Origin of the sequence: Butyrivibrio sp. FCS006, from assembly GCF_000424525.1 — a bacterium.
GTDB lineage: Bacteria > Bacillota > Clostridia > Lachnospirales > Lachnospiraceae > Butyrivibrio.
On sequence record NZ_KE384203.1, the window covers coordinates 736,491 to 760,227 of the forward strand.

Annotated in this window: 29 protein-coding genes; 2 read left to right on the top strand and 27 right to left on the bottom strand. The window is 48.5% G+C overall.

Translation table 11 applies throughout. The features are described 5' to 3' along the window. Positions 1-68: 68 nt before the first annotated feature. The 14 genes from G633_RS20400 to G633_RS0110600 form a co-directional block, all read right to left on the bottom strand. Positions 69-1,391, bottom strand: coding sequence for an NUDIX domain-containing protein (locus G633_RS20400; protein ID WP_330363349.1), 1,323 nt, complete (start codon positions 1,389-1,391; stop codon positions 69-71). A 242-nt stretch (positions 1,392-1,633) separates the two neighbouring features. Next, positions 1,634-2,437, bottom strand: coding sequence for an ABC transporter ATP-binding protein (locus G633_RS0110540; protein WP_035771070.1), 804 nt, complete (start codon positions 2,435-2,437; stop codon positions 1,634-1,636). Next, positions 2,437-3,471, bottom strand: a complete 1,035-nt coding sequence (locus tag G633_RS0110545; RefSeq protein WP_026519888.1) for a FecCD family ABC transporter permease — start codon at positions 3,469-3,471, stop codon at positions 2,437-2,439. The genes G633_RS0110540 and G633_RS0110545 overlap by 1 nt, the downstream gene beginning before the upstream one ends. Next, complete coding sequence (locus G633_RS0110550; RefSeq protein WP_026519889.1) at positions 3,468-4,481, bottom strand: FecCD family ABC transporter permease; 1,014 nt, start codon at positions 4,479-4,481, stop codon at positions 3,468-3,470. Before G633_RS0110550 ends, G633_RS0110545 begins: the two co-directional genes overlap by 4 nt. Then, positions 4,459-5,541, bottom strand: coding sequence for an iron-siderophore ABC transporter substrate-binding protein (locus G633_RS0110555; RefSeq protein WP_026519890.1), 1,083 nt, complete (start codon positions 5,539-5,541; stop codon positions 4,459-4,461). Before G633_RS0110555 ends, G633_RS0110550 begins: the two co-directional genes overlap by 23 nt. A gap of 156 nt (positions 5,542-5,697) precedes the next feature. After that, complete coding sequence (locus tag G633_RS0110560; protein WP_026519891.1) at positions 5,698-7,185, bottom strand: serpin family protein; 1,488 nt, start codon at positions 7,183-7,185, stop codon at positions 5,698-5,700. Continuing rightward, a complete protein-coding gene (locus tag G633_RS0110565) occupies positions 7,182-7,742 on the bottom strand; it encodes an RNA polymerase sigma factor (protein WP_035771072.1) in 561 nt (186 codons plus the stop codon). The genes G633_RS0110560 and G633_RS0110565 overlap by 4 nt, the downstream gene beginning before the upstream one ends. An 81-nt stretch (positions 7,743-7,823) precedes the next feature. Continuing rightward, positions 7,824-8,360 (bottom strand): SGNH/GDSL hydrolase family protein, encoded by a 537-nt coding sequence (locus tag G633_RS18135; protein ID WP_051200113.1) that lies wholly within the window; start codon positions 8,358-8,360, stop codon positions 7,824-7,826. 3 nt (positions 8,361-8,363) lie between these two features. Beyond that, positions 8,364-9,272 carry a hypothetical protein gene (locus tag G633_RS0110575; RefSeq protein WP_026519893.1) on the bottom strand — a complete coding sequence of 303 codons (909 nt, stop codon included), beginning with the start codon at positions 9,270-9,272 and terminating at the stop codon, positions 8,364-8,366. 15 nt (positions 9,273-9,287) lie between these two features. Further along, the gene (locus G633_RS0110580) at positions 9,288-9,698 is read right to left on the bottom strand and encodes an acyl-CoA thioesterase (protein ID WP_026519894.1); all 411 of its coding nucleotides are present in this window, start codon (positions 9,696-9,698) and stop codon (positions 9,288-9,290) included. Positions 9,699-9,820: 122 nt separating this feature from the next. Continuing rightward, a complete protein-coding gene (locus G633_RS0110585; protein ID WP_026519895.1) occupies positions 9,821-10,786 on the bottom strand; it encodes a 3-hydroxyacyl-CoA dehydrogenase in 966 nt (321 codons plus the stop codon). Between the two features lie 239 nt (positions 10,787-11,025). Then, complete coding sequence (locus G633_RS0110590) at positions 11,026-12,147, bottom strand: aldo/keto reductase (protein ID WP_026519896.1); 1,122 nt, start codon at positions 12,145-12,147, stop codon at positions 11,026-11,028. Between the two features lie 61 nt (positions 12,148-12,208). Next, complete coding sequence (locus G633_RS0110595; RefSeq protein WP_026519897.1) at positions 12,209-12,436, bottom strand: hypothetical protein; 228 nt, start codon at positions 12,434-12,436, stop codon at positions 12,209-12,211. Positions 12,437-12,587: 151 nt separating this feature from the next. Further along, positions 12,588-12,863, bottom strand: coding sequence for an acylphosphatase (locus G633_RS0110600; RefSeq protein WP_026519898.1), 276 nt, complete (start codon positions 12,861-12,863; stop codon positions 12,588-12,590). 78 nt (positions 12,864-12,941) lie between these two features. Between G633_RS0110600 and G633_RS0110605 the strand changes: the two genes are divergently transcribed. Continuing rightward, a complete protein-coding gene (locus tag G633_RS0110605) occupies positions 12,942-13,742 on the top strand; it encodes an FRG domain-containing protein (RefSeq protein WP_051200115.1) in 801 nt (266 codons plus the stop codon). A gap of 91 nt (positions 13,743-13,833) precedes the next feature. Here the strand turns inward: G633_RS0110605 and G633_RS18140 are convergent, their stop codons facing one another. From G633_RS18140 to G633_RS0110640, 7 genes are all read right to left on the bottom strand, one after another. Then, entirely contained in the window at positions 13,834-14,979 is a 1,146-nt protein-coding gene (locus G633_RS18140) for a Gfo/Idh/MocA family protein (RefSeq protein ID WP_035771075.1), read from the bottom strand. Then, positions 14,976-15,479: an O-acetyl-ADP-ribose deacetylase gene (locus tag G633_RS0110615; RefSeq protein ID WP_026519900.1), complete on the bottom strand. Its 504-nt coding sequence runs from the start codon at positions 15,477-15,479 to the stop codon at positions 14,976-14,978. The genes G633_RS18140 and G633_RS0110615 overlap by 4 nt, the downstream gene beginning before the upstream one ends. Before the next feature lie 72 nt (positions 15,480-15,551). Beyond that, positions 15,552-16,244 (bottom strand): DNA/RNA non-specific endonuclease, encoded by a 693-nt coding sequence (locus tag G633_RS18145; protein WP_330363350.1) that lies wholly within the window; start codon positions 16,242-16,244, stop codon positions 15,552-15,554. Positions 16,245-16,874: 630 nt separating this feature from the next. Next, on the bottom strand, positions 16,875-17,045 hold the full coding sequence (locus G633_RS0110625) for a hypothetical protein (RefSeq protein WP_022770670.1): 171 nt from the start codon (positions 17,043-17,045) through the stop codon (positions 16,875-16,877). Positions 17,046-17,086: 41 nt separating this feature from the next. Then, positions 17,087-17,872 carry an ADP-ribosylglycohydrolase family protein gene (locus G633_RS0110630; RefSeq protein ID WP_035771078.1) on the bottom strand — a complete coding sequence of 262 codons (786 nt, stop codon included), beginning with the start codon at positions 17,870-17,872 and terminating at the stop codon, positions 17,087-17,089. A 115-nt stretch (positions 17,873-17,987) separates the two neighbouring features. Next, positions 17,988-18,656 carry a vWA domain-containing protein gene (locus G633_RS0110635; RefSeq protein ID WP_026519902.1) on the bottom strand — a complete coding sequence of 223 codons (669 nt, stop codon included), beginning with the start codon at positions 18,654-18,656 and terminating at the stop codon, positions 17,988-17,990. A gap of 114 nt (positions 18,657-18,770) precedes the next feature. Then, a complete protein-coding gene (locus G633_RS0110640; RefSeq protein ID WP_026519903.1) occupies positions 18,771-19,919 on the bottom strand; it encodes a macro domain-containing protein in 1,149 nt (382 codons plus the stop codon). A 201-nt stretch (positions 19,920-20,120) separates the two neighbouring features. On the opposite strand from G633_RS0110640, the gene G633_RS0110645 reads away from it, so the two are divergent. Beyond that, positions 20,121-20,303, top strand: a complete 183-nt coding sequence (locus G633_RS0110645; RefSeq protein WP_026519904.1) for a hypothetical protein — start codon at positions 20,121-20,123, stop codon at positions 20,301-20,303. Positions 20,304-20,465: 162 nt separating this feature from the next. On the opposite strand, the gene G633_RS0110650 is transcribed toward G633_RS0110645, so the two are convergent. From G633_RS0110650 to G633_RS0110675, 6 genes are all read right to left on the bottom strand, one after another. Next, positions 20,466-20,765 carry a hypothetical protein gene (locus G633_RS0110650; RefSeq protein WP_022770677.1) on the bottom strand — a complete coding sequence of 100 codons (300 nt, stop codon included), beginning with the start codon at positions 20,763-20,765 and terminating at the stop codon, positions 20,466-20,468. Beyond that, positions 20,762-21,304 (bottom strand): TIGR00730 family Rossman fold protein, encoded by a 543-nt coding sequence (locus tag G633_RS0110655; protein WP_026519905.1) that lies wholly within the window; start codon positions 21,302-21,304, stop codon positions 20,762-20,764. The genes G633_RS0110650 and G633_RS0110655 overlap by 4 nt, the downstream gene beginning before the upstream one ends. 98 nt (positions 21,305-21,402) lie before the next feature. After that, a complete protein-coding gene (locus G633_RS0110660) occupies positions 21,403-21,747 on the bottom strand; it encodes a phenylpyruvate tautomerase MIF-related protein (RefSeq protein ID WP_026519906.1) in 345 nt (114 codons plus the stop codon). Positions 21,748-21,989: 242 nt separating this feature from the next. Continuing rightward, on the bottom strand, positions 21,990-22,451 hold the full coding sequence (locus G633_RS0110665) for an HD domain-containing protein (RefSeq protein WP_026519907.1): 462 nt from the start codon (positions 22,449-22,451) through the stop codon (positions 21,990-21,992). 70 nt (positions 22,452-22,521) lie between these two features. After that, entirely contained in the window at positions 22,522-23,118 is a 597-nt protein-coding gene (locus tag G633_RS0110670; RefSeq protein ID WP_035771081.1) for a class I SAM-dependent methyltransferase, read from the bottom strand. Positions 23,119-23,394: 276 nt separating this feature from the next. Then, the gene (locus tag G633_RS0110675) at positions 23,395-23,733 is read right to left on the bottom strand and encodes a hypothetical protein (protein WP_026519909.1); all 339 of its coding nucleotides are present in this window, start codon (positions 23,731-23,733) and stop codon (positions 23,395-23,397) included. Between the last annotated feature and the right edge of the window lie 4 nt (positions 23,734-23,737).

Consider the following 23,737-nt stretch of genomic DNA (forward strand, 5'->3'; position numbering starts at 1 on the left):
TCAAAATGAGTCAAAGTGAAACGTCCCCGGTGACTCAAAATGAGACAAAGTGAAACGTCCCCGGTGACTCATACGCTGAGGTGCTCGAGTTCGTGGCGGGTTTCAATGAGGGCGGCTTTGGTGCTATCGTTCCGGGTTGGGAAGTCGAACATTTTGTTAAGGTAGCCCTGCTCTTTGGCAAGCGCCCAGCTCTTTGGGTAGACCAGTTCAAAGGTAAGGGCGATGTGTCCGATAAGGTGCTCCGCAGGAGAAACCATAATATCTCTTGGAATTGCGTGATGTTCTCTCACATGTTCCATGACAATATCAGAGACCCCGGAGGTCAGAAGCTCGTCCTCAGTGACGTTGTAGATTTCCTCCATCGGGGTCTCTACGTTTACCCGAAGGATATCGACCTTATCCGCGTCACGGAGTATATTGCAAAAGACAAGGGTCTTTCCCGAAACTTTCTCATCAATCCTGTACTTATTGTGCTGTCTTATTACGGTCTCGAGCTGACCATCTCTGGACCTGTCATCAACATAACTAAAAATCAGCTTATCGCCTCCAAAAAGAAGGTCCGCACCGAACTCAGCGTGATCAACGGACTGAGAATCAATGAAGGTGTTGTACCTCTTCACCTGCTCGAATCTTCCGATATCGTGAAGCATCCCCGAAAGCCAGGCAAACTCCACATCCTCATCAGAAAGGCCAATTGACCTTGCGATCTGTTCGCAGTTGTCAGCAACTCTGTAAGTATGCGCAATCTTCAGCGCAATCTTGGAATCAGTCGGATCGTAGTTTCTTGTATAAGAGGCAAACTGCTCCTTGACTCTCTGCCTGTCAACCTTAAACCCACTCTTAAGTCCCAGGTATTCCAGCACGATATCAAGCCCCTCCGTTGGCACACAGAAAGTACCGTCGCGGTGCTCACACCCGCGGACAACTTCGTCTATGTCAAACCACTTTACTTCTTCCACCTCTTCTTCCTGAAGCACCAGGCGCTCAGCATCCACAGGCTTTTCGTAGACATAAACAAATGCCACTTCATTGTCATTAAAAATCTTCCCGTGAAATGGCATGGCGTACTTTATATGAAATCTTCCCGCAAATGTCAGATCACCGTCTTCCGCCTTTATGCCAAGTTCTTCAAAGAGCTCACGCCTTGCAGACTCAAGAGGCTCATCTCCTGCCTGGATATGGCCTGCAGACGAAGTGTCGTACATACCGGGAAAAGACTCTTTCTCAGCGCTTCTTTTCTGGAGAAGAACCTGATAAGAATCCCCTTCTTTTCTTACAATCCAAATGTGTGCAGTTCTATGAGGAATTCCTTCTTCATGAGCCTTTGACCTGGTCACTGTCTCGCCTGTAGGAACTCCGTTATCATCAGTTATATCAAAAATTTCTTCCATGTCAGCCTCCAATTCAACCCCTATTCTACACCAAGACAGCCGCCTTACGACAGTCAAATTTCCAATACGCCAAATGAGCCCTGGGGACGGAGGTAGCGGACCAAAAGTGAGCCCCGGGGACGGAGTCAGTGGCTCATTATCTGAAAGTTATTTTTCTAGCAGTTAATTATCTGATAATGAGCCACTGACTCCGTCCCCGGGGTTCACCTTTGGTCCGCTACCTCCGTCCCCAGGGCTCACTTTCAGCAGGCCTTACTTCTTGGGATAACGTAAGGGTCTCCCGTGGCAGGATCTGTGATGATGTCGCTCTCCATGCCGTAAACCTCCATCATAAGCTCAGGCGTGATGATCTCCCTTGGCTCGCCCTCGGCAATGAGTCTGCCTCTCTTCATGGCAAAGATGTGGTCGGCGTATCTGATCGAGAGATTTATGTCGTGAAGGATCGCAACGATTGTAGTCTTTTTGGTCTTATTAAGCATCGCAAGACAGTCCAGGATCTCCACCTGATAAGTGATGTCCAGATAGGTTGTCGGCTCATCCAGAAGAAGAATGTCCGTATCCTGCGCCAGCACCAGCGCGATCCACACCCTCTGCCTCTGTCCGCCGGACAATGAATCCACGCTCTTATCCGCAAGGTCCGCAATCCCCATGGCCTCCATGGCGTCGGCAATCGCCTTGTAATCTGCCTTTGAGAGCTGTCCGAAGAGATTCTGATACGGGAACCTTCCCCTTGCAACCAGATCCGCCACGGTTATGCCCGCCGGAACAATCGGCGACTGGGGCAAAAGACCTATCTGCTTGGATAAACGCTGTGTCGGAATGTCATAGATTGACTTCCCGTCCAGTACCACGTCGCCATCCTTTGGCTTTAAGAGGCGCGCAAAGCTCTTTAAAAGAGTTGACTTACCACAGCCGTTGGGACCTATCAGCACGCTGAATTTCCCTGCAGGAACGATGATGTCCAAATCCTTTAATATTAGGTTTTCTTCATATCCTGCGCTGATGTTTCTTGCGCAGAAATCATGACTAAGTGCAAATCCATCCATTAGATCTTTTCTCCCTTCCTGTTAAGGTTAAGCAGCAAAAACAAAAGATAAGGTGCTCCCAAAAGTCCCGTGACAACGCCAACAGGATACTTGGTTTCAAACATGTTTTTCCCAACAAGTTCCGATGCATAAACAAGTATGGTTCCGATAAGTCCGGCAACTGCCATGGCGTTCTTACCGTTCTTGGTGCATTTGCCGGCGATGGGTCCTGATAAAAACGCAACCGATGCAATGGGTCCAGTGATCGACGCAGCAGTTGCGCTAAGCACTAGCGCGCACAACATACAGCAGAATCTCACTGCCGAGAGCGGAACTCCAAGAGTTGTCGCATACTCATCTCCCAGCTGCATCATCCTCAGATACCTGTTGCAGATAAGTAGCAGAGCGCTGCAAATCACAGTGACCAGCGTAATTCCCAGAGCATCGCTCATCTGCACCAGATTAAGGCTTCCTCGAAGCCACCTAAGTGCCGTTGCCACATCATATTCAGAGCCCACCAGCAACATCCAGGAAATAAGCGCATTCAAAACCGCCTGAATTCCAATTCCGATGAGGATCATCCTGCTGCCAAAAAAGCTTCCTCTGCCCGACAGCACAAAGATCACAGTCGTGATGAGAAGTCCTGCTGCCACAGCGAAAAAAGTCACCGCCGGTCCGCTTATTCCAAGGATCAGAATGCAGAACACCGCTGCTGCGGAAGACCCTGCAGAAACTCCGATGATATCAGGTGACGCCAGCGGATTCCTTAGTAAATTCTGGAAAGTGTATCCGGAAATTCCAAACGCAAATCCCGCAAAGCCTCCCACAATAAGTTTAGGAAGCCTTATGGTCTTTATGTTGTAAGCCGCACCTTTGCTCTCAGATCTTAAAAGGTAAGCCAGCACCTCTTTTAACGAATAATTGGTATTGCCCAGGGTCATCATCAGCACTCCAAGTGCGGCAATGATCACCAGCAAAGCCACTATACAAGCGGTGTTCAGGCGGCTGTGTTTTCTATATATATTTCTAAGATCATGTTCAAGGTTCTTTGTCATATACTCTTAGCCTTTGTCTTACATACAATCCAAATAAAAACAGGTGCACCGACTATCGCAGTGATGATGCCAACTTCCAGCTCTCCGGGCCTTCCAAGGACTCTTCCCAGGACATCCGAAAAAGTAAGAAGTCCCGCTCCGCCGATGGCCGACATGGGGATTACAAGCCTTAAGTCGCTGGCAAAGAGCTGCCTGAAAATGTGGGGAAGCATAAGTCCCACAAAGCCGATGGGTCCAGCAAGAGCCGTGACCGAAGCGCAGAGAATAACGCCTGCAAGGGCTGCAAACATCCTGACAACTCCGACTTTGACGCCCAGGGATATTGCCATCTCATCTCCAAGAGCCATGGCATTTAAGGGCGATGCCAGCACAACTGCGCAGACAACACCAATCACCAGGAAAGGAACGATGAGCTTTATGTCCTCCCAGGTTGCTACGCTGATGCTGCCCACCTGCCAGAACCTGAACTGCTTCATGACCTGCGTATCCGGAAGCATGATGGTATTTACCAGCGCTCCCAGGGCCGTTGAAACCGCAGCTCCCGCCAGTGCCAGCTTAATGGAATTGGCTCCGCCGTACCCGACAGACGCAATGCCATATACGAACAGTGCTGTTAAAAGAGCTCCTGCAAAAGATATACCTATTAACCTGATGCCTGAGGAAATGTTTAGATAGGCGATACCAACCACCACGAACAGCGCAGCTCCCGTGTTTACTCCAAGGATGCTGGGGTCTGCTATGGGGTTTCTTGTTATTGCCTGCATAAGAGCACCCGATACCCCTAAGGCAGCACCGGCCAGAAGCCCAAAGACTGTCCTTGGGATTCTGGCTGCGATAACTGCACTTAAAAATTCGTCGGTCATGCCACCTGTGAAGTAGCTCATGGTGTCACCAAAAGGAATACTCTTGCTTCCATAGGATATGGAAAGAAAAAGACTTAGAATGACAAAACAAATTTCAATTGCCAGTGCAATAAATATGCGATTGTTACTGAATTTTCTGTGCTGCATCGTTTATAGCTTTCAAATAATCATCAATTGCATAAGGAATGGAAAGAACTGTAGGTGTGCTTGCTGCTGCAAGAACATCGTTGGAATCAAGAAGTACAAACGCTCCGTCCTTAACCGCCGGGATATTTGCAAATCTTCCGTCAGCCTGCATTGCATCAACCAGGGACTCTGTACCGTAAGTAATGATGATGTCTACATCATTTAAAAGATCTGCATTCTCAGCACTTACTGCAATTGAGAAATCCTGATCGCTGGTGATAAGGCTCTTTACGCTATCAGGTGTTACAAGTCCAAGGTCTGAAAGAAAAGCTGCTCTTGGATCATTTCCTGTGTAGATGTAGAAGGTTCCAAGGTCGTCCTCAGAGAGCCATGCAAAAGCTACTCTCTTGCCTGCAAGGTCAGGATACTGGGTGAGCTTATCGGCGATGAGCTTCTCTGTCTCTTCCACAAGCTCTTTTCCCTCCTTCTCAAGACCAAGGGCCTTGGCGTCGTTTATGGCCTCTTCCTGCCAGGTTGTTGTCCAGGCGATCTCGGGGTAAGCCACAACCGGTGCGATCTCTGAGAGTCTGTCGTACTCCTCCTGACTAAGTCCTGAGTAAGCAGCAAGGATGACGTCGGGGTTGCAATCTGAAATTGCCTCGTAGTCCCATCCGTCTGTGTCATCGAAGACGTTAGGTGTAACGCCCGCATCTTCGAAAGCCTTGGCTGTCCATGCAAGAAGGCCGTTCTCATCTCTTGGTCCGAAGTTCGCCTCGGAGATTCCAACCGGGATAACGCCTAGAGCAAGAGGCACATCAGGGTTTCCCCAGGCGATGGCAACTACGTTTTCCGGCTTCTCCTCAAGGACTATCTCGCCGAGGCCGTGTGTTATTGTCATGGGAAAAGAGCTCTCGGACAATTCATCCGTAACAGCTTCCTCCACTGAACCGGCTTCGGTTTTTTCAGTCTCTACTTCGTTTACAGTTTCTTCTGTTGTATTGATTTCGCCGGCAGCTCCGCAAGCCATTGCTAACATGCTGATTGAGACTGCAAGCATTGTTGATAAGATTTTGTTCTTCATTTTACCCTCCTCGTTGTTAGCGTTCGCTAACCATGACATATTCTCATATATCAATTTAATTGTCAACAACTTTTGTGAATATTTATTAGTTTATGCTAACAAAAAAGAGCCCTTTCTTTCGAAAAGGCCCTTTTATAAGGCTTTAGCACTGTATTATCATTCAACGATCTGTCCGTAGAAAAGAAGTTCCGGTTCTTCAGATGCCGTCAGAATCATGAACTTAAACGGCTCATCAGCGGTAAACTCTTTTACCTCAGGCTGCTCTAAGAATGCGCCTTCAGTCATCATGATAGCTGTCGCTGCTGCAGCTTCAATGCCCTCTTCGTCGACTTTGATCTTGGTCTTCTGAATGATGTCGGAGATAAATACTGACATGTCGTCGCTCATCAGCGAGAAGTCTGCGTTTGCAGTGAAGGCATCTGCTGCTCCGCGCTGCTTGCAGAAGTCAACCAGCTCGTTATTACTAAACTCAGTCTCTGCCTCGAATTTAGGAAGCGCAACTGCAACTTCCTCGGCCGTCGCACTTGCCATCTTGCCCACAACGTCTTCCACGTCGCCAAGGATAAAGACTGCATTGATTCCGCCATTCATAGGAAGAACCACGAACTTGCCGTTCTCATCCTCGTAATACATGAACCGGCTTTGCTGATGCATGAAATCTTTTTTGACAACATCGCCGGAGATTGTGGTGAAGTCGCCTTCTTTTGTAGCAAATTCTTCAAAAGAGCTAACCCAGCCGGCACGTAAGTAGAGCGTGTTAACAAGGATCAGGTCTGCGTAGGAAAGGTCATTGCTGATGGTCGGAATAAGGCCGTTTGTGTTTTTGTTGATCCATGAGTTGACCTTGTCTGTGATCTTGTCGGGCGCTACGTTCTCTGCTGTTGCGCCGAAGTTCTCTTTTACAAGTTTGATGTACTTCTTGGAGAGCTTGCCACTGGCCTTGGTGTTGCGCCAGATAGAGTTCTGAAGGTCAAAGCTTCCTTCCGGTGCCTTGGCATCATCGCCGTAATATTCCTTGTATTCCTCGAAATCTTTCTTGGCAAACTCAAGCCACTCGTTGTAGGAATCGACGGATGCAGAAACACCTTCGTACCAGGTCGTCAGCTCCTCCATGCTCTTAAAGCCCATAGCCTCAAGGAGCTGGTCTTTGGTCTCATTATCCGCGCCGGATACTGCCAGTGCCAGAGCAGCTCTGAAGGAAGTTGGAGATACCATGTAGTTCTGGTTCTCAAAACCTGAGCTTTCTATGAAGTTTATAAGCGCGCTGTTAAAGTCCATATCAAGGCTATCCTCGGAAATCTCCGCCTCTACTGCCACTGCTTCTTCTGTCTCTTCTGCCTGCTCAGTGATCGCGCCCATGGTCGACACGCTTTCTGTCTCAGTGGCAGGCGCCTGAAGTGTAGTAATCTCATCCGTCTCGGGAAGTGCCTCTTCGGTAGCGGGAACCTGCCTGATATTTCTGAATACCACGCCTGCTACCACCAGTAGCAAAAGACCTGCTGCCGCCAGATAAAGGCTTCTGAAACGCGCCACGTTACTGCGCTTTGCAGCATTAGCCTTTCCCTTTCCTCCTGCGCCTCCTGCGCTTTCGATGTGCTTTGGATCGATATCGCCAATTGCATCTAATAAATCATGTTCGTTCATAAAGTGAATCCTCCGTCTGTGAGATGGCCTTTTAATTTCTCTCTCATCCTAAAGAGCGTGGTCTTGACCTTGCTCTGGGGGAGGGAATACCTTTGACAAATCTCAGTTACGGAATCGAAGTACCAGTACCTTCTGACGAAGATGTTTCGCTGCTCCTCTGTACAGGAATCAAGAAAAGAGTTAATGCACTCCGAGAGCTCTTTTGCATCAAATTCACCCGCAACGTCTGTGCTTCCGGGGATACACTCAAGCATCTCGTCCGATAGCTCGCAGTACCGGGCAGATCTCTTTTGCCTGCTCTCGTGGCGAAGCCTGTCGATTGCCAGGTGCCTGACGATCTTGCCGACAAATGCGAACAGATAGCTTCTGGGCTCGTTTGGCGGAATCAGGTTCCATGTCTGAAGGTATGCGTCGTTCTCGCACTCCTTGGCCGTCTCTGCATCCGCAAGGACATTGCCGGCGATGCTGCGCAGTCCGTTTCCGTATTTTTGCGATGTCTGTGATATAGCCGTCTCATCTCTTATTAAGTAAAGATCTACAATTGCTGAGTCATCCATTAAGATGATCCTCTCTTTCTTTTAAGGCCTTCACTTTATATAGCGATGTTTGATAGTAGTTGGTTACATGAATTTTGAAAATTATTTCATTTTGTCTTTTAACGTATCAAAAATGGTCTGGGCGATCAGCCTGGAACCCGCCGGGGAAGCGTGTCTTCTGTCGGTAAAAAACAGATCGACTTCCGGATGTTTGTGAACCTCTTCCCACCATTTCTCGCCGACAGGTGCCACAAGGCAGTTATGTCTTTCGCCAAGCTTCCTGTACCTTGCGCTCATCTCGGTCTGATAACCTTCGTTGTATTCCTCGGCCCAGGTCATGTAGTAGCAGGGAACGGCCTTAGTCTGCCTGATCCAGCCCATGAGCTTGTCGGCAGCTGCTTCCATGACCTCGTACTCACCCATGGGGTGCGCAACGTGCTGCAGAATGATAAAGTCGTAGTCCCCAAACAAAATGTTGAACCTGGTCTGCTCGTTCTCTGCGTGATAATCAAAGCCCATTCCGCCTTTGGTCAGCATGGTCACCTGCATGTCGATCCCGTTCTCAGCGCAGATGTCCTTAAACATCTTGGGCATGTCGTTGTAATAGGTGTGGCTGTTTCCGATAAAAAGTGTTCTCATACCTCATCCTTTCGTCTTGCTTGTGTCAAGTTTAAGCGTGTCAAGAACAGCCTGTGCCTCCTCGAACTGGCTTCCAAACCATGAATCGCAGCCAATGGTCTGAGCGATCATCTGTGGCTGGTCCTCGCCAATTATTATGAAATCCCAGTGCTCGTGCTCGTCATAGGTGCCAACGTGCGCCTTGAGCCCTGCAATTTCTATCTCCTCACTCTTAAGGCCTGTTCCGCAAACTCCGAAATTCTCTGAGCAAAAGACCTCTATGTGTCCCTCATCTGCAGAATCAGGCGCAAGGATGAATCCGTAGGCGTCAGCAACGAGCTTGTCGTCACCAACTTTCGAAACTTCACAGGTCCAGCTCTCGGGGACGGTTATGGATAGCTCGCCAAGTGGTCCGCCGGCTGTAAGGGTCTTTTTCTCATAAACACTTCCTTCGGCAAAAGAGCTCCACTCTCCGTAGGTTCTATCGCTACCTGCTCCGGCGAATGCTCTGACCTTTATCTGGAAATCAAAGTAATCCTGCGCACCGTCGACGTAGGAAGGCTCGGTGGTCTCTACGGTTTCGGGTTCGCGGTAGTCTTTTTCTGCAAAGTACTTGTTGGCAACGGATACTTCGTAGCCGTCAGCGCCTTCAATCGGGGCCCACTCAAAGTATACTTCCGCGCAGTCTTCGCCAGCGCGGGAAACTCCGTCTTTTACCTCAGGGGTGCCGAGGGCTGTGGGAGCAGGTGTCTCCTCAGGCTGAGCAGCACTTGTTTGTGGCTCTTCTGATTGGGGCTGGTTCTCAGCAGTAGTTACCTGTGTTTCCGCTGTGGCCGTGGTTTGTGGCTCTTGGGGCTGAGTGCTTCCGCAGCCTACCATGAGCAATGTCGCAATAGTTGCAGTGGTTGCAAATAACAGTTCTGATTTTTTCATAATTTTTCTCCAGTCTTAGATCTCTTTTACCAGGTTGCAGAGCGTCTCATAAAATTCAGGAAACTCCTGCTTCATCCTGATTGGCTTTCCTTCTGTGTTCAGGAAGGCATGGGAAGTGGTTCCGCTGCAAACGGTCCTGCCTTCCTCATTCTTCATTTCGTATCCGAGAAAGAGCTTGACGCCCTTAAACTCTTTAACTGTAACACAGATTGAAACCTTCTCCGAAAATTTGGTCGGAAACTTGTAGTCGCAGCTTACGCTGAGCACGGGCGAGACAATCCCCATCGCCTCAAGCTTTGCAAAGTCCCATCCTATCTGCGAGAGGAAATCGACCCTCGCTTCCTCCATCCACCTTATATAGTTGGAATGATGGGTGATCCCCATCTTATCAGTCTCATAATACTGAACGGTATGAATATAATCCATTTCAGATAATCTCCTCCCAAGGCCTCCTCTTTCATTGTTCCAATGTATCAATTATAGCCTAAAAATGAAGAGCTGTTGACCCCCATGTTCGGGAGCCAGCAGCTCTTTTGCATTATTATTTATTATTTCTTGTATTCGTAGAAGCCTTTTCCGGCGTTGATTCCTGTCTCGCCCTTATCGATCTTCTCCTTAAGAAGAAGGCCGATCTTGTGGATTGTTGAATCGGGATCCTGTGCCTCGGGCTTCATCTGGTTGATGTTGTAAGCTGTCTCAAGACCTACGATGTCAAGGATCTCAAAAGGTCCCTTGGGCGCGCCGGTTGCAAGGCGCCATGTAAGGTCGATAGTCTCGGGATCCGCTACCTCTTTTGCCCAAAGAGCCTGAGCTGCCGAAAGGAATGGAACCAGCATGGAGTTAAGGATGTAACCGGGCTGCTCTTTCTTGAGCTCAAGTGAAATCATGTTGATCTCTTTTGCAAACTCAACGACTTTGTTGTAAATTGCAGGATCTGTTCCGGGATGTCCCATGATCTCTGCTGTGTTGTTCTTCCAGATGGTGTTGGCAAAGTGCAGTGAAAGGTACTTCTCAGGCCTTCCTGTGTACTGTGCAAACATGCTTGGAAGAAGAGTAGATGAATTGGTTACCAGTATGGTGTCAGGATCAAGAAGGTCCTTCATCTGCTCGTATACGTCAATCTTGGCGTCCGGATCCTCTGCCATGGATTCGATAACAATATCTGCTCCTGAAACGGCCTTAGCCATATCAAGCTCGATATGTATATTGTCTGTCATGTTCTTCTCGCCCTTGGCTATAAGCTCATCAATAGCCTCAGCAGTGATTCCGTCCCAGCTTGTGATTAGTCCCTTGGGATAAAGGAGCTTACCGAGCGGATTGCCAATCAGGTTTTTTGCTGCAGCCAGGTCGTCCAGCATAGTTTTTCTGTAGAGCTCGATCTTCGGAGTTGTTCTTCCGATTGAGGACTCGCTTCTAAGCCAAAACGTAACGTCATGACCGGTATATGCGCACATAAGACCGATCTGTGTTCCCAACACACCGCCGCCTGCAACAACTACTTTGTTCATTGCCATAAATACCTCCATAAATATGATTTGATTGATTGCCTTCTCCGTGATGCATAAAAATACAGTCACGCATAATTCATCTTACCATATATGGACGGTTTTCAAAACACTAAAATGAGTCACCGGGGACGTTTCAGTTTGACTCATTTTGAGACACCGGGGACGTTTCACTTTATCTCATTTTGAGACACCGGGGACGTTTCAGTTTGACTCAAAATGAGTCAAACTGAAACGTCCCCAGTGACTCATTCTTGTTCGTATAGTGCTGCAAAATTCTCGAGCTTCTTCCTGATTTCTATATGCTGAGGACAGTTCTTTTCACAAAGGCCGCACTTAATGCATTCCGATGCCTTGCCGTGGTTCATGGAGAAGCGCTCGTAGTACATGTTTGACTTGTTTCCGGTTACGGCGTGCATGTTAAAGAGCCCGAAATACTCGGGGATGTTGATGTTCTTCGGACAAACTTCCGTGCAATATCTGCAGCTGGTGCACTGGATGGTTCCGGTGCTGCCAAGGATCTCGGTTATATCGTCCACAAGCTTGTACTCCTCTTCGGAGAGGGGCTTAAAGTCCTGCATGTATGTGGTGTTGTTGTCGAGCTGCGCCAGGTCGCTCATGCCACTTAGGACAATCTGCACATCGCTGAGGGATGCTGCGTACCTGATGGCCAAAGATGCAGGGGTCAGGGCCGGATTGTTCATGGGCGCGTAGAACTCATTGAATTTAGCGATGGCTGCATCCGGTAGTTTCACAAGAGCTCCGCCCTTTACGGGCTCCATTACCATGACCTTTTTGCCGTGCTTTTGTGCCACTTCGTAGCATTTGCCGGACTCGATGGCAATGCTGTTCCAGTCAAGATAGTTGATCTGCAGCTGGACGAAATCAACCTCCGGGTGGTCAGTCAGGATCCTGTCAAGAGTCTGTGCATCATCATGAAAAGAGAATCCGATGTTGCGGACGTAACCGTCTCTTTTAAGCTTCTCGATAAACGGGAATCCACCGAACTTTTCAGTATTGATATATCTGTCTCTGCCCAGGTTGTGGAGCAGGTAGTAGTCAAAATAATCGACTCCGCAGCGACGCAGCTGCTCGTCGAAATACATCTGATAATCCTCAGTTTTCGTAACTCTCAGAATCGGCATTTTATCCGCAAGAACAAAGCTGTCTCTTGAAAATCTCCTTACAACAGCTTCTTTTACCGCTCCTTCAGAGCACTCCTGATGGTAGGGATAAGCCGTGTCAAAATACGTAAATCCGCGCTCCATAAAAAGATCTGCCATCTTCTTGAACTGCTCAATATCGATCGATGCAGGATCATCAGGGTTTAGGCGAGGTAATCTCATGGTTCCGAATCCAAGTTTTTTCATATACTCTTCCTCTTTTTTAGAAAAAGCACCTTAGTACTAAACTAAGGCGCTTTTTACTTTCTTACTTCTTGAACAGTCCTCCGGCGAGGTTCTTGATGTCTCCAAGATCAAGCTTGCCGTCAGCTACAGCAGCCTGAACCTTCTTGATGTCATTCTCTGAAACATCGATGTTGGCCTTCTTCAGAAGAGCAACTCCCTCCTTGGGATCAGCCTTGGCAATCTGCGCCATCAGCTCCTGGTTGCCGTTGATCTTTTTGATGATATCAGCTACGTCTAAGATACTACCCATTTTTTTACCTCCTCCAATATAGTGGTATATTTATTCTATTGTACCAAAAAAATGAGCTCTGGGGACGGAGTCAAGGGATCATAATCTGAAAATACTCATCCCTAGGTTCTATTGTCTGATAATGAGCCCTTGACTCCGTCCCCGGGGCTCATTAATTGAACCTAACATCAAAGGACCTTTCATCAGGGATTAGTGGAAGTTCCTTCCGGTCTATGTCTGATATGTCGATGAACCTGCCACTACGGATAGTTGCCACGAACCTGTCAATGGCCTCTTCTTCGCCCTGCACCTCGCAGGTCACGGAACCGTCGTACTCATTCCTGACATATCCTGTGAGCCTGTACATATTCGCAGCGTGCATGGCCGTGAACCGAAAGCCCACGCCCTGTACCATTCCGTAAAAGTAAAGCCTGTATCTCTTTTCCAATTTCCAATCACTCCCATAATACTTATCGTTATTTCGGTACCAAATTTGTGATATGCTTAAATAAAGGAGGCGACGCATATGATCAAGACTGTTTACATTGAAGATATGGACCACCTGTATGAGCTCCTTAACGAGCAGGAATTTCGGTCTGACCTTAAAAGAAACCGAAATCTCTTTGTTTATCGCGGCCAGCCGGATGCTTCCTTTAAGCTAACTACGAGTCTTGCCAGAAACTGCAAGGACAAGCAAAAAGTCCTCGAGCCCTGCATGCTCAGAAACTTCACTAAATATGCGGTTTTGGAAGAGCCTTCCATCGAAAACTCCGTCTGGAGGCAGATGATCTTCGGCCAGCACCACGGCCTTCCCACAAGGCTCCTTGACTGGTCCTTCTCTCCTCTTATCGCCCTGCACTTTTCCGTCACGGAAAACGACATGGAAGATATGGAGAAAAGAGACAGCTGCGTGTGGCGCACTGATATCCACGAGCTTCACGACCTGCTGCCCGATAAGTACAAGGAGATATCTGCCAAGTACAACACCACAGTCTTTTCCGTAGACATGCTCACAGAAGCCTGCGAAAGTCTTGATATGTACGACAAAGACATGGGTTCATCATCCATGCTAATGATAGAGCCGCCTTCAGTCGACGTCCGCATCGTCAACCAGTACTCGTTCTTCTCCGTAATTCCCACCGATATGCACGATATCGAGGGGTTCCTTGATGTGCACACCGAAAAGACCGTCCGCTACATCATAAAGAAGGAAATCCGCTGGCAGATCAGAGACATGCTCGATCACCAGAATGTCTCGGAGCGTATCGTATATCCGGGCCTTGACGGCCTTTCACGCTGGCTCGGGCGCCACTACTACGTCCGCTGAAATGAGCCCCGGGGACGGAGTCAGTGGCTCATTATCTGAAAATGCCCATCTCTAAGTTCTATTGTCTGATAATGAGCCACTGACTCCGTCCCTAGGGCTCATTTTGCCCGAGTGCACTTTCGAATCTTGTTTCAAAAGACCTTTCGACGTCACTTCCAATAACCGGCAGCTCCACCATCTCTCTTTCCCAGGAGGAGAGATAAATTGCGTTGGACAAAAGCAGGCTCTTTCGCCCTTCTCTGCCGTCGGCGACGCTCTTTCCGGTTCCGTTTATTTCATCAGTAAATCTTTTTATCACCTCTACATAAGGCTGCGGCTGAGTCTCAGGCACAATCTCGCTCCAGGTTCCTTTTATCTTGGCAAAAAAGTCTGTGGAAGTCTTTCTGTACTCGGCTTCCTTACAGCCCATCTCCTGCGCCACTTCGCCAATCCTTAGTTTCCCGTTTTCGCACACAATAAGCGCTTCTTCAAGAGATAGCTCAAGTCTGTTGATGCCCGGCGCATCTCCTGTGGACGTGATGAAAGTTCCCGTCGCGCCGTTTTCCCATTCAAAGTACGCCGTAACGTCATCTTCAACCTCGATGTCATGGAATCTTCCCTCATGGCAAAAGCCCTGGACTCTCTTGGGATTTCCGCAAATCCACTGCAAGAGATCCAAGTTGTGAAGGCACTGATTAAGCAGTACTCCTCCGCCATCCTTGTCCCAGGTAGCATGCCAAGAGCTTGATTTATAGTACTGCTCCGGGCGATACCAGTCAGTAACCACCCAGTTCACGCGCTTTAACGCGCCGTATCTTCCGCTCTCCACAATCTCTTTTAACTTAATGTACACAGGAAGCGTCCTCTGGTTGAAGACCATGGAAAAGACCTTTCCCGACCTATCAGCTGCTTCCTCCATAAGCCTCGCCTGCCTTGAATACACGCCCGAGGGCTTGTCGCACAAAACGTGAAGCCCTTTTTCAAACGCACTGACAGCAATTGCTTCATGGGCAAAATGCGGAGTTGCAATGATCACAGCATCCACCGCAAGTTTGCCGCTCTCCACAGCCTCAAACAAAGCATCGGCGCTCTCAAAAACCGGAACACCGCTATCAATCGCCTTCTGCAAAAGCTCTCTGTATGCGCCTCTTACGCGGGTGAGTGCCGAAAGCTCGGCGCCATCAATCAGCCCATCCTGAAGGATCTGCGCATATTTGCTACCCATATTTCCAACGCCAATTACTGCGATTTTGATCATCCTGTTATCCCCTTGTAGACCTCGTAGTCCGCCTGGCTGAAATTCACTATGGTTACTTCCATCTCATAATCTGCATGCTTCTGAAGCCACTCTTTTACCGTTGCGAGAGCAATCTCCGCCGCTTCCCTCTTGGGATATCCGTAAACGCCGGTCGAAATTCCCGGAAAAGCAATGCTGTGAAGGTCGTTGTTCCTGGCAACTTCCAGGCTGTTCCAGTAGCAATTCCGAAGGTCCTCCGCATCATACTTACTTCCGCTGTAAATCGGCCCAACCGTGTGGATCACGTGCTTTGCCGGAAGATTGTAGCCTCCCGTGATCTTCGCCTCGCCCGTTCTGCACCCGTTCAAAGTCCTACACTCCTCAAGGAGCCTCGGGCCTGCTGCCCTGTGAATTGCTCCGTCAACTCCTCCGCCGCCCAGAAGGCTTGAATTTGCTGCGTTTACGATGGCGTCAACTGCAAGTTTTGTTATATCTCCTACGTGAAATTGAATATTGCTCATAGCTCTTTTCCTCCTTATGCAGTCCTTGCGGGAATCGCGCAAGTTTCAGTCTCTGCGGAAGTCGCGCAAGTCTCACTCCCCGCCAAATATCCTGCCTATCCATTCCCGAAACCTTCGCCACGCGTCATAAATGGGCCTTCCCTCAACAACCGTCTCTGCCTCCGGCGCAAGCTCATTGCTGCCGTCTGCATAATTTATGTTCACGCCCGGCTGCACGTTGTAGCAGAACACGTTAAAAGAGATTCCTCTCCCCTTATCTTCAACCGAATACCCTTCTATCTGAACCCCATCGCACAAAAGGTTCTTTTCCCTGAAAACGGGCGTAACCCTGTACATCACATGCCTGCCCGTGTCCTGAACGTACTCCGCCACCTCATTTTCGTAGGGCAGCATCCCCTGAACATTCATGTACCTTGTGCCGGTGATAAGGTTCTTTTCATTGGCGTTCTCGCCCGTCAGCTGGAAGCCGATCATGTGGCACCTGTTATATAGAAAAGGCTGATCCGTGTCGATGAGTCCCGGGTACTTGTTCTGCTTCCACCCCGTCGGCCTGACCTCGCTGATTTCCTGCCTCTCCTCCTTTGGCATCAGGTCCCTGCCAAGGCACGCAACCGCCGCCGTGCATCTTCCCATCCCGTCCAGCTCTCCGTATTGTTCAAAAGAGCTTGTGGTGATCTCGTCAGCTGTGAATTCCGGCACGTTGCCGTTTACCACTACAGAGGCTTCTCCGCTGTATGGCGGAATCTGCTCTGCTAATGGTTCCACGCTGTTCGCCCGGGTCTGCTCTGCTGCCCGGCTCGTAGCGTTGCACAACATCAGCGTCGACATGCAGATGCATAATGAAGTCAAAAGTAAGATGCATATTCTGTTTGCTATGCTTGATTTTCTGGTCATGGGCGTTCTTTCTCTTATTGCAATTATTATATCATGGCCGCCTGCCTATATTTCATGTTACTTAGCCACATCTCTACTGCATCATAGTTTTTTGTGTATTTGCAGTGGATGAATTTCCCCTATCTCATGATGACCTTCCACTGCAATCTTCATTTTTGCCGAAATGCAGTGGATAAAATCACCTTAATCCGCCGTCGGATATCCACTGCATTTTTCCATTTTTCAGAATTGCAGTGGATGATTAGCCAAAAACTCTTTTTTATTATCCACTGCATCTCCACTTTTCTATAGTTTGCAGTGGAAGCCATTTGCAAAACCGTTGTTTTTTAACCACTGCATTTTCATGTTCTAGCATTTTGCAGTGGATGAAGTGTCAATCTGGTTCGCCAAGTCACGTTACATCCACAAAAAAAACCCCAAAGTCACGCTTTGGGGAATTCTTCATAAGTCAATATTCTATAATATGCCTTTAGCAACGATCTATCTCTTCCTCCAACAAGCTCACACAATCGAATACTGCATAAACTCGTACTTCAGCTGCGTTCCTTCAGCAATCCCTTCCGGCAAAAGAGCTCTCGCAACCAATTTCAGATCATCGGACTCGATATCTGTTCTCTTTAGATTTGCATAATCGCCGTCAATGCTGACAACTACGTAATACCAGGTTTCCATGCAAGTTACCTCCTTTAAAGTATCACCAGTATTATACCATTTTATGCGATCAGAATCTCATACAGATCCGGTGTCAGGTACTCCTTCAGGATGCCCTCTGCATCTACATTTCCGAATCCGCCGTAGAACTCTTCTGCAACTCCGCCTGCGATTGCTCCGAAGGTATCAGAATCGCATTTCAGGGAAAAGACATTTCGGATAAAGCTCTCGTAATCGGTACTCTCATAAAAGCATCTCATTGCCGCAGGTACTGAGCCCTGGCAGCTCTCGTTCCATTTGTAACGAGGCCTGATCTCATCAAGGCTGTAGGCGATGCTGTACTCGTAGTAATCCTTTGGATACTGCTCCAACACGTAGTCATAGATCTCCTGCTTGCTCTTTCCGTGCCTTGCCATCCAGATGCAGGTGGACGTAACCACTGCACCTTTGATGCCCTCCGGGTGATCGTGCGAAACTGCCGCTACCTCGGCTGCCATCTTCTGCATCTCGTCGTAGTCATCAAACGCCTCGCCGATATAGGCTGTCCTCATGGCTGAGCCATTGCCCCAGCTGTTATAAGGCGTGTGGTCAGGCCCCATGATCCAGCCATAGAATCTTCCGCCATAGCCACAATCCGGGTACTTTCTGCCAACAGCTACCATGGTCTCAACAAGGTCTTTTCCCTCTACAAGTGCCTTCTTGATGGCCAGAGTCATAACCGTGTCGTCCGTGTAACTCATCGGAAGCCACGATACCAGCGGAACATTCTTCCAATCAAGGTTCCTCGGTCTGTTAAATTCGTACTGCGATCCCAATATATCTCCTAAAACTGCACCTTTTACTGCCATCTCAATTTTCCTTTCTAAATGAGCCCTGGGGACGGAGTCATGGGCTCATTATCTGAAAATTCCAACCCCTATGTTTTATTGTCTGATAATGAGCCACTGACTCCGTCCCTAGGGCTCATCCTCTTCTTTCAAAATCTGCTGCGATGTCTTCGTCCCAGCCGCTGGCGCCGAGGTCACGGCTGGCTTCGCGAGCACTCCCTGCCATCATTACTGAACAGACAGCCTTTGAAACTCCTGCGTATACAGTGGCTGTTCCGATGCCATCGCTTACGTAGTTGACTGCTCTGTCTTTTCTGATGCCGTACTTCTGGGCCTCAGCGTAGGCGTCAATATTGGCTCCGATAAAGATGAACTCCCAGCCATATTTCTTTTGCTGCTTCTTGACCATCTTCTCGATCTTCTCACGAGAGTATCTGCAGCTGGCATTCTCCTGTCCATCAGTTGTGATGACAAAGATGGTCTTCTCGGGCCGGTCCTCTTCCCTTGCGTACTTGTGGATGTTACCGATGTGGTGGATTGCTCCGCCAACCGCGTCCAGAAGCGCTGTGCAGCCTCTGACGTAATACTGCTTGTCTGTCATCTTCTCGATCTTCTCGATGGGCACTCTGTCGTGGATCACTTCGCACACGTCGTCGAAAAGAACTGTCGACACAACCGCCTTCTCGCCTGTCTTTTTCTGCTTCTCCATCATGGCGTTGAAGCCGCCGATGGTGTCGAGCTCCAGACCGCCCATGGATCCTGATCTGTCCAATATATAAACAATCTCTGTATATCCTTTACTCATAACTATTACCTCTCCTTCTTTGATGTGCTCCCGCGGAAGAGCTGTCCTTGTTTGTAAGGTAATAGTAATTCATGCAGGAATAAAAAAGGTCGCACGGGAGGCGACCTTGAAAATTTATTTTGTTTCCTTTGAAAGTGGCGCAAGTCCGTAGTCGAAGAGCACCATATCTATCTTGATCACGCTGTACTGCTCATGTTCGATGAAGTATTTGACCACCGCATCCGTCTGCGAGATCGGCGAAATAGCGTAGCCTGCGATCTTCAAAAAGTCCACTGCTTCATCCATGTTAAGGCGTAGTCCCACAGCCAGGGCCAGGACTTTTTCTTTTGACGGCTTGACCTGACCTTTGAGGAGCTTGGAGAAGTACTGCTTGTTGATATTCGCCGCAGCGTAAACCTCAGAATTCTTAAGGCCTTTCTTATTGATCAGCTTCTGAAGATGCTTTTCAAAAGAGTCCGTGTAGATCCCTTTCAGCACATCATCAAGGGACTCGGCCTTCATGAGCTTGTTCATCTTGGGCGCAGGCGCACCAACTTTAACCTTGCGCGCAGATGGCGCAGCGCCTGTCGCTTCATATGGCGCCGAGTATGCCATTCCGGTCGGAACGCCATCGTCCATTTCAGTCGGCGCAGAATCTGCTCTTCTTGCCGCCATATCCATATGCCAGGTCGGCGCAGAACCATGCAGTCCTTCCGGCAGTCCTTGGTCAATATACTCATCCTCGTAAGCTTCTGTAACGTAGTCATCATCTATGAAGCTGCGCACTTCCTCGCCGAGTTCGCCTGAAACCTTCACGGTTCCCGGGTCGAACACCACAAGGTATATCTCCATGTCATGCTCTTCCAGAAACTTGGTAAAAGAGCTGACGGCCACCTCCATACCTATCTCAGCCGGAAATCCGTAGCATCCCGTAGCCATTACCGGGAACGCGATAGACTTGCATCTCTTCTTGGCAGCAAGCTCGAGCGCTCTGTCATAGCACCCTCGAAGGAGCTCTGCCTCGCCCTTGTTTCCGCCTTCCCACCAGCAGCCGACTGCGTGGATGATGTATTTTGCATCAAGATCAAAGGCCTTTGTGATCGCAACTTCTCCGTACTCCAGTGGCCCGATCTTAGCACGGGCGGCCAGGAGCTTGTCTTTTCCCGCAGCATTATAAATGGCTGTGTCAACACCGCTACCTATGGCTACTTTGGGATTTGCCGTGTTCACTATGGCATCTGCTTTTACTTTTGTTATGTCGTTTCTGATTATTTGAAATGGCATTTTATAGCTCTCCTGTTCCGAAACCGGTCTTATATCCTATTTTACACTAAACCGCCATAAATTCATCGTTAATCAGGTTAGAAAGTTTTAATATTTATTTATGCTCATTTTAGAATATGTTGTATATAATAAAATTATAGAGCACAAGATTTAGTGGTTATGGGTCTTTGAGCGCCTCGAGCGTTCGCGGAGGAAATACCGTTGAGCAATGAACATGTAACCTATAGATGCTATGGAAAACCCATTCCAAAGACATATGACGCCATCAACCTGCTTGGCCGTTACAAAGATCCAAGAAGTGTAACAAAAGGAATAACGGGAATCCTGTCAGCAGCGCTTGCTGCCGGACTTGTAGCCCTCCAACTCCTTTACATCTTCAATTAAATTCGAATGTTTCAGGACCGTGTCTCCTGATTAGCCATTTTAAAAGCCCTGTGTATGTATATCATGACATGTACGTACACAGGGCGCCTCCATTTTTGAGCCCCTGACTCCGTCCCCAGGGCTCATTTTTGATCCCTAGGGACGGAGTCAGGGGCTCATTTTTTATTCTTCGTCTTCAGTGCCCAAGCCGTAATACAGCATCTCGTTGTACTTGGCGTTGGCTTCCTCAGCAGCTTTCTTGTTGTGCCAGGCATCCACGTCGCTGCAGATGGCGAGCATCTCATCCACGATGAGCTCCGCTGTTCTGGGCTTGACGTTGTATAGGTAAGCCATCATTCGGTCCATGGCCTTGGGGCTTCCAAGCTGCCTTGCGATCTGATCTCCCAGCTCCCCAGGAAAGCCCAGCTGCTCTATGGCAGCCACAAGCTCATCGTGCTTTCTTGTCCACTCTCTTTCAATCATTTCTTTTCACCACACAAAAATCCTGATATTTCCTGCAGATCGCCGGATATGAGCACGTCGGAAAAGAGCTCTTTTCTCCCGAACTCTGCATTAAGAATATTATCAATAACCGCCCTGAAAGGCTCGTAGTAACCATCAGTATTGTAGAAGACTATAGGCGCATTAATTATGCCAAGGCTTGATAAAGACATCACTTCCGTAATCTCATCAAGAGTTCCGATTCCGCCGGGCAGCGCGACAAAGGCATCTGCAAGCTCGATCATCTTAGACTTGCGCTCTGCCATGGTCTTCGTTTCTATGAGTTCCGTCAGGCCCGTGTGCTTCCTTGCCTGAATCATGGCAACTTCCGGAATGACGCCAATGACCTTGCCTCCGGCTTCGATGGCCGCGTTGGACACAGCGCCCATGAGCCCCTTACTGGCGCCACCAAAAATAAGCGTATGGCCGTTCTCCCCTATCCACTTTCCAAAAGCTCCGGCCGTTTCCATAAACTTAGGATTATTTCCACTGCTGGAGCCACAGTATACTGCGATGTTCATCTCTTATACCCCTCTCCTCATGGTTCATCCAAAATGAGCCCTTGACTCCGTCCCCAGGGCTCAAAAATGAGCCACTGACTCCGTCCCTAGGGCTCATTTTAGAAGTTAGACCCGTTCCAGCCCCAGTCGCCTGAGCCGAAGTAGCGGATGTACATGTGGTCAGGCGCAACTCCTAAAATATCGCCATAGATTCCGGTGAGTTCAGTCGTCATCTTATCATAAGCATTCCTTGGCGCTCCTCCAAAAGTCTTAACATCCACGAATGCTATAGGCTGAGAATCATCGCCCCTGAAGTACATAGGCACGTCGCCTTCAATTGCTACCATAAGCCAGCTCTCGCTCTTTCCCGGAAGGATTGAGATGGCCTGTCCGAGGCGCTCCTTGAGCTGTGTTTCCTTTTCCTTTGATACTGTTACGTTAGTTTTTGTTGAAATGAATGGCATGTCTTTTCCTCCTTGTAATCTAATTGAAAATCCCCTTCACATTTTATTCACAACATTTTAAGGTTCGTTTTAAGTTGGCCAAGTATTATAAAACCATCAAGGAGAGCAAAACTTCTTGAACCCCCACACTTTTCATAAACTTTCATAACACACTGCCCTTCGGACAAAGGTCCGGAGGGTCCTCCCAAAAACAACGCCGCAGCACCTCTCCTGATAAAAAAGTGCTACGGCTTAATTATACATCAGAGCCCAAGTTCCTTGCACAGGGCATCATATCTTTTCTGCTCTTTTTCCTTAACAGGTTTGAATGAATCTTTGAAGCAATGGTCGATGACATCAGCATCCTTTAAAAGCTCATCCATCGGACCATCTACTGCTGCCTTGTCATCATGGTGATAGATGGCCGAGCAGATGATCTCGGTCTCATCGGGAGTTGTCAGTCCAAGCTTATCCAGCACTTTCCTCGCCAGCTCAGCCCCCAGATGCGCGTGATCATCGTATGATCCTGATTTGTAAGCATGCAGGTCATGAAGCATTCCTGCCATGGCAGCCAGCTCCGGATCAAGGCCGCGCTTTTTGGCCAGTATCTGCGCCGCCAGTGATACGCCATACAAGTGCGCGATCGCGCCGGTACGCTTATCGACATCATCAATCTTGTTTATCTTCTTGTCCACGTATTCTCTCAGTTCTTTTAATCTGCTCATGTCACCCCTCCATTTATATTAGAAATTTGCACTCGCCAAATATGTTAACGCACTACGCCAATCACGCATGTCACCGCGCTACACCGATCACACTTACCCAGTACTCCGTCTCCCTTCCTGGCCTCGAGTCTGGTCCGACCGAGTTACTTACTATCTCAAATCCCGCATTCTCAAAAAGCGGAACCACGCTCTTCTCATTAAAATCGCTAAACAGCCTCTCGCCCCTCACCTTCGTTCCCTCTCCATACTTAAAGGACGCATACATTGCGCCACCGGGTTTCAGCGCCTTTCTCATCCTGCCCATGACCTCCGGCAACTCCTCCACCGGCACATGAAGGAGCGAAGCGCTCGCCCATATTCCATCAAACTCTTTTTCAAAAGAGATTTCCTCAAAGCGAAGATCCAGCACCTCCCTGCCAATGTACTCAGACGCCCTGATCCGCATCTCCCTCGACGCGTCGAAAGCAACAACGTCATATCCCGCATCCAGGAAAGCCTTACTGTCTCTTCCGCTACCACAGCCGGCATCAAGTATCTTACCGCCGCCTTGAACATACGAAAGGAACGCCTTCCTGTCCTCTGCCATATCAGCATTCACCGATCCGGTAAAAAAGCTGTCGGCGTTTTTATTGTAATACTCTATATTGTGATCAATTCCTTCTGCCATTTATTTTCATGTCCCCAAGTCATGTATTATATTTATATATTTTAGCACCTTAACAAAGAAAAATCCCCCAAAGCGCCATGCCTTGGGGGGATTAAAATTACTTGTCTTTTTTCTTTTTTTCCTGCTTTGCCTTAGCAATAAGCTCTTTCATTCCCATAACCATTGCAGTCATATTGTTTCCCCTTTCAAAATACTCAGTAGTGATCTCAACAAAAACAATATTAGCAACAGTTCTATCACATTTCTGTCACACTCAAAGCTCCTCGGGATATCTCCTCAGGATAACTCCTCGAGATATCTGACCTTCTTGCCGTGTGCCAGGGCATAGTCAATCTCGGACCTTGTGCTGTCGCCGATATAGCCGCCGACATTGATGACGAAGATTTCATCTGACATATCGATCTTGCGCTTGTGTATATCGTCCAGCATCTCTTTTGTCTTGGTCAGCGTACCCTCGTCCATGTTCTCCCAGACTTCCGAATCGCCGGAATGCCCAAACAGACCTACGCTTATCACGATGTTGCCTTCCAGCGTCAGTTTCTTTTGCATCTCCATGAACTGGTCCTTAAAGCGTGTGCTTCCGCACAGTGTTATAACCGGATATTTCCCCTGCATTTCT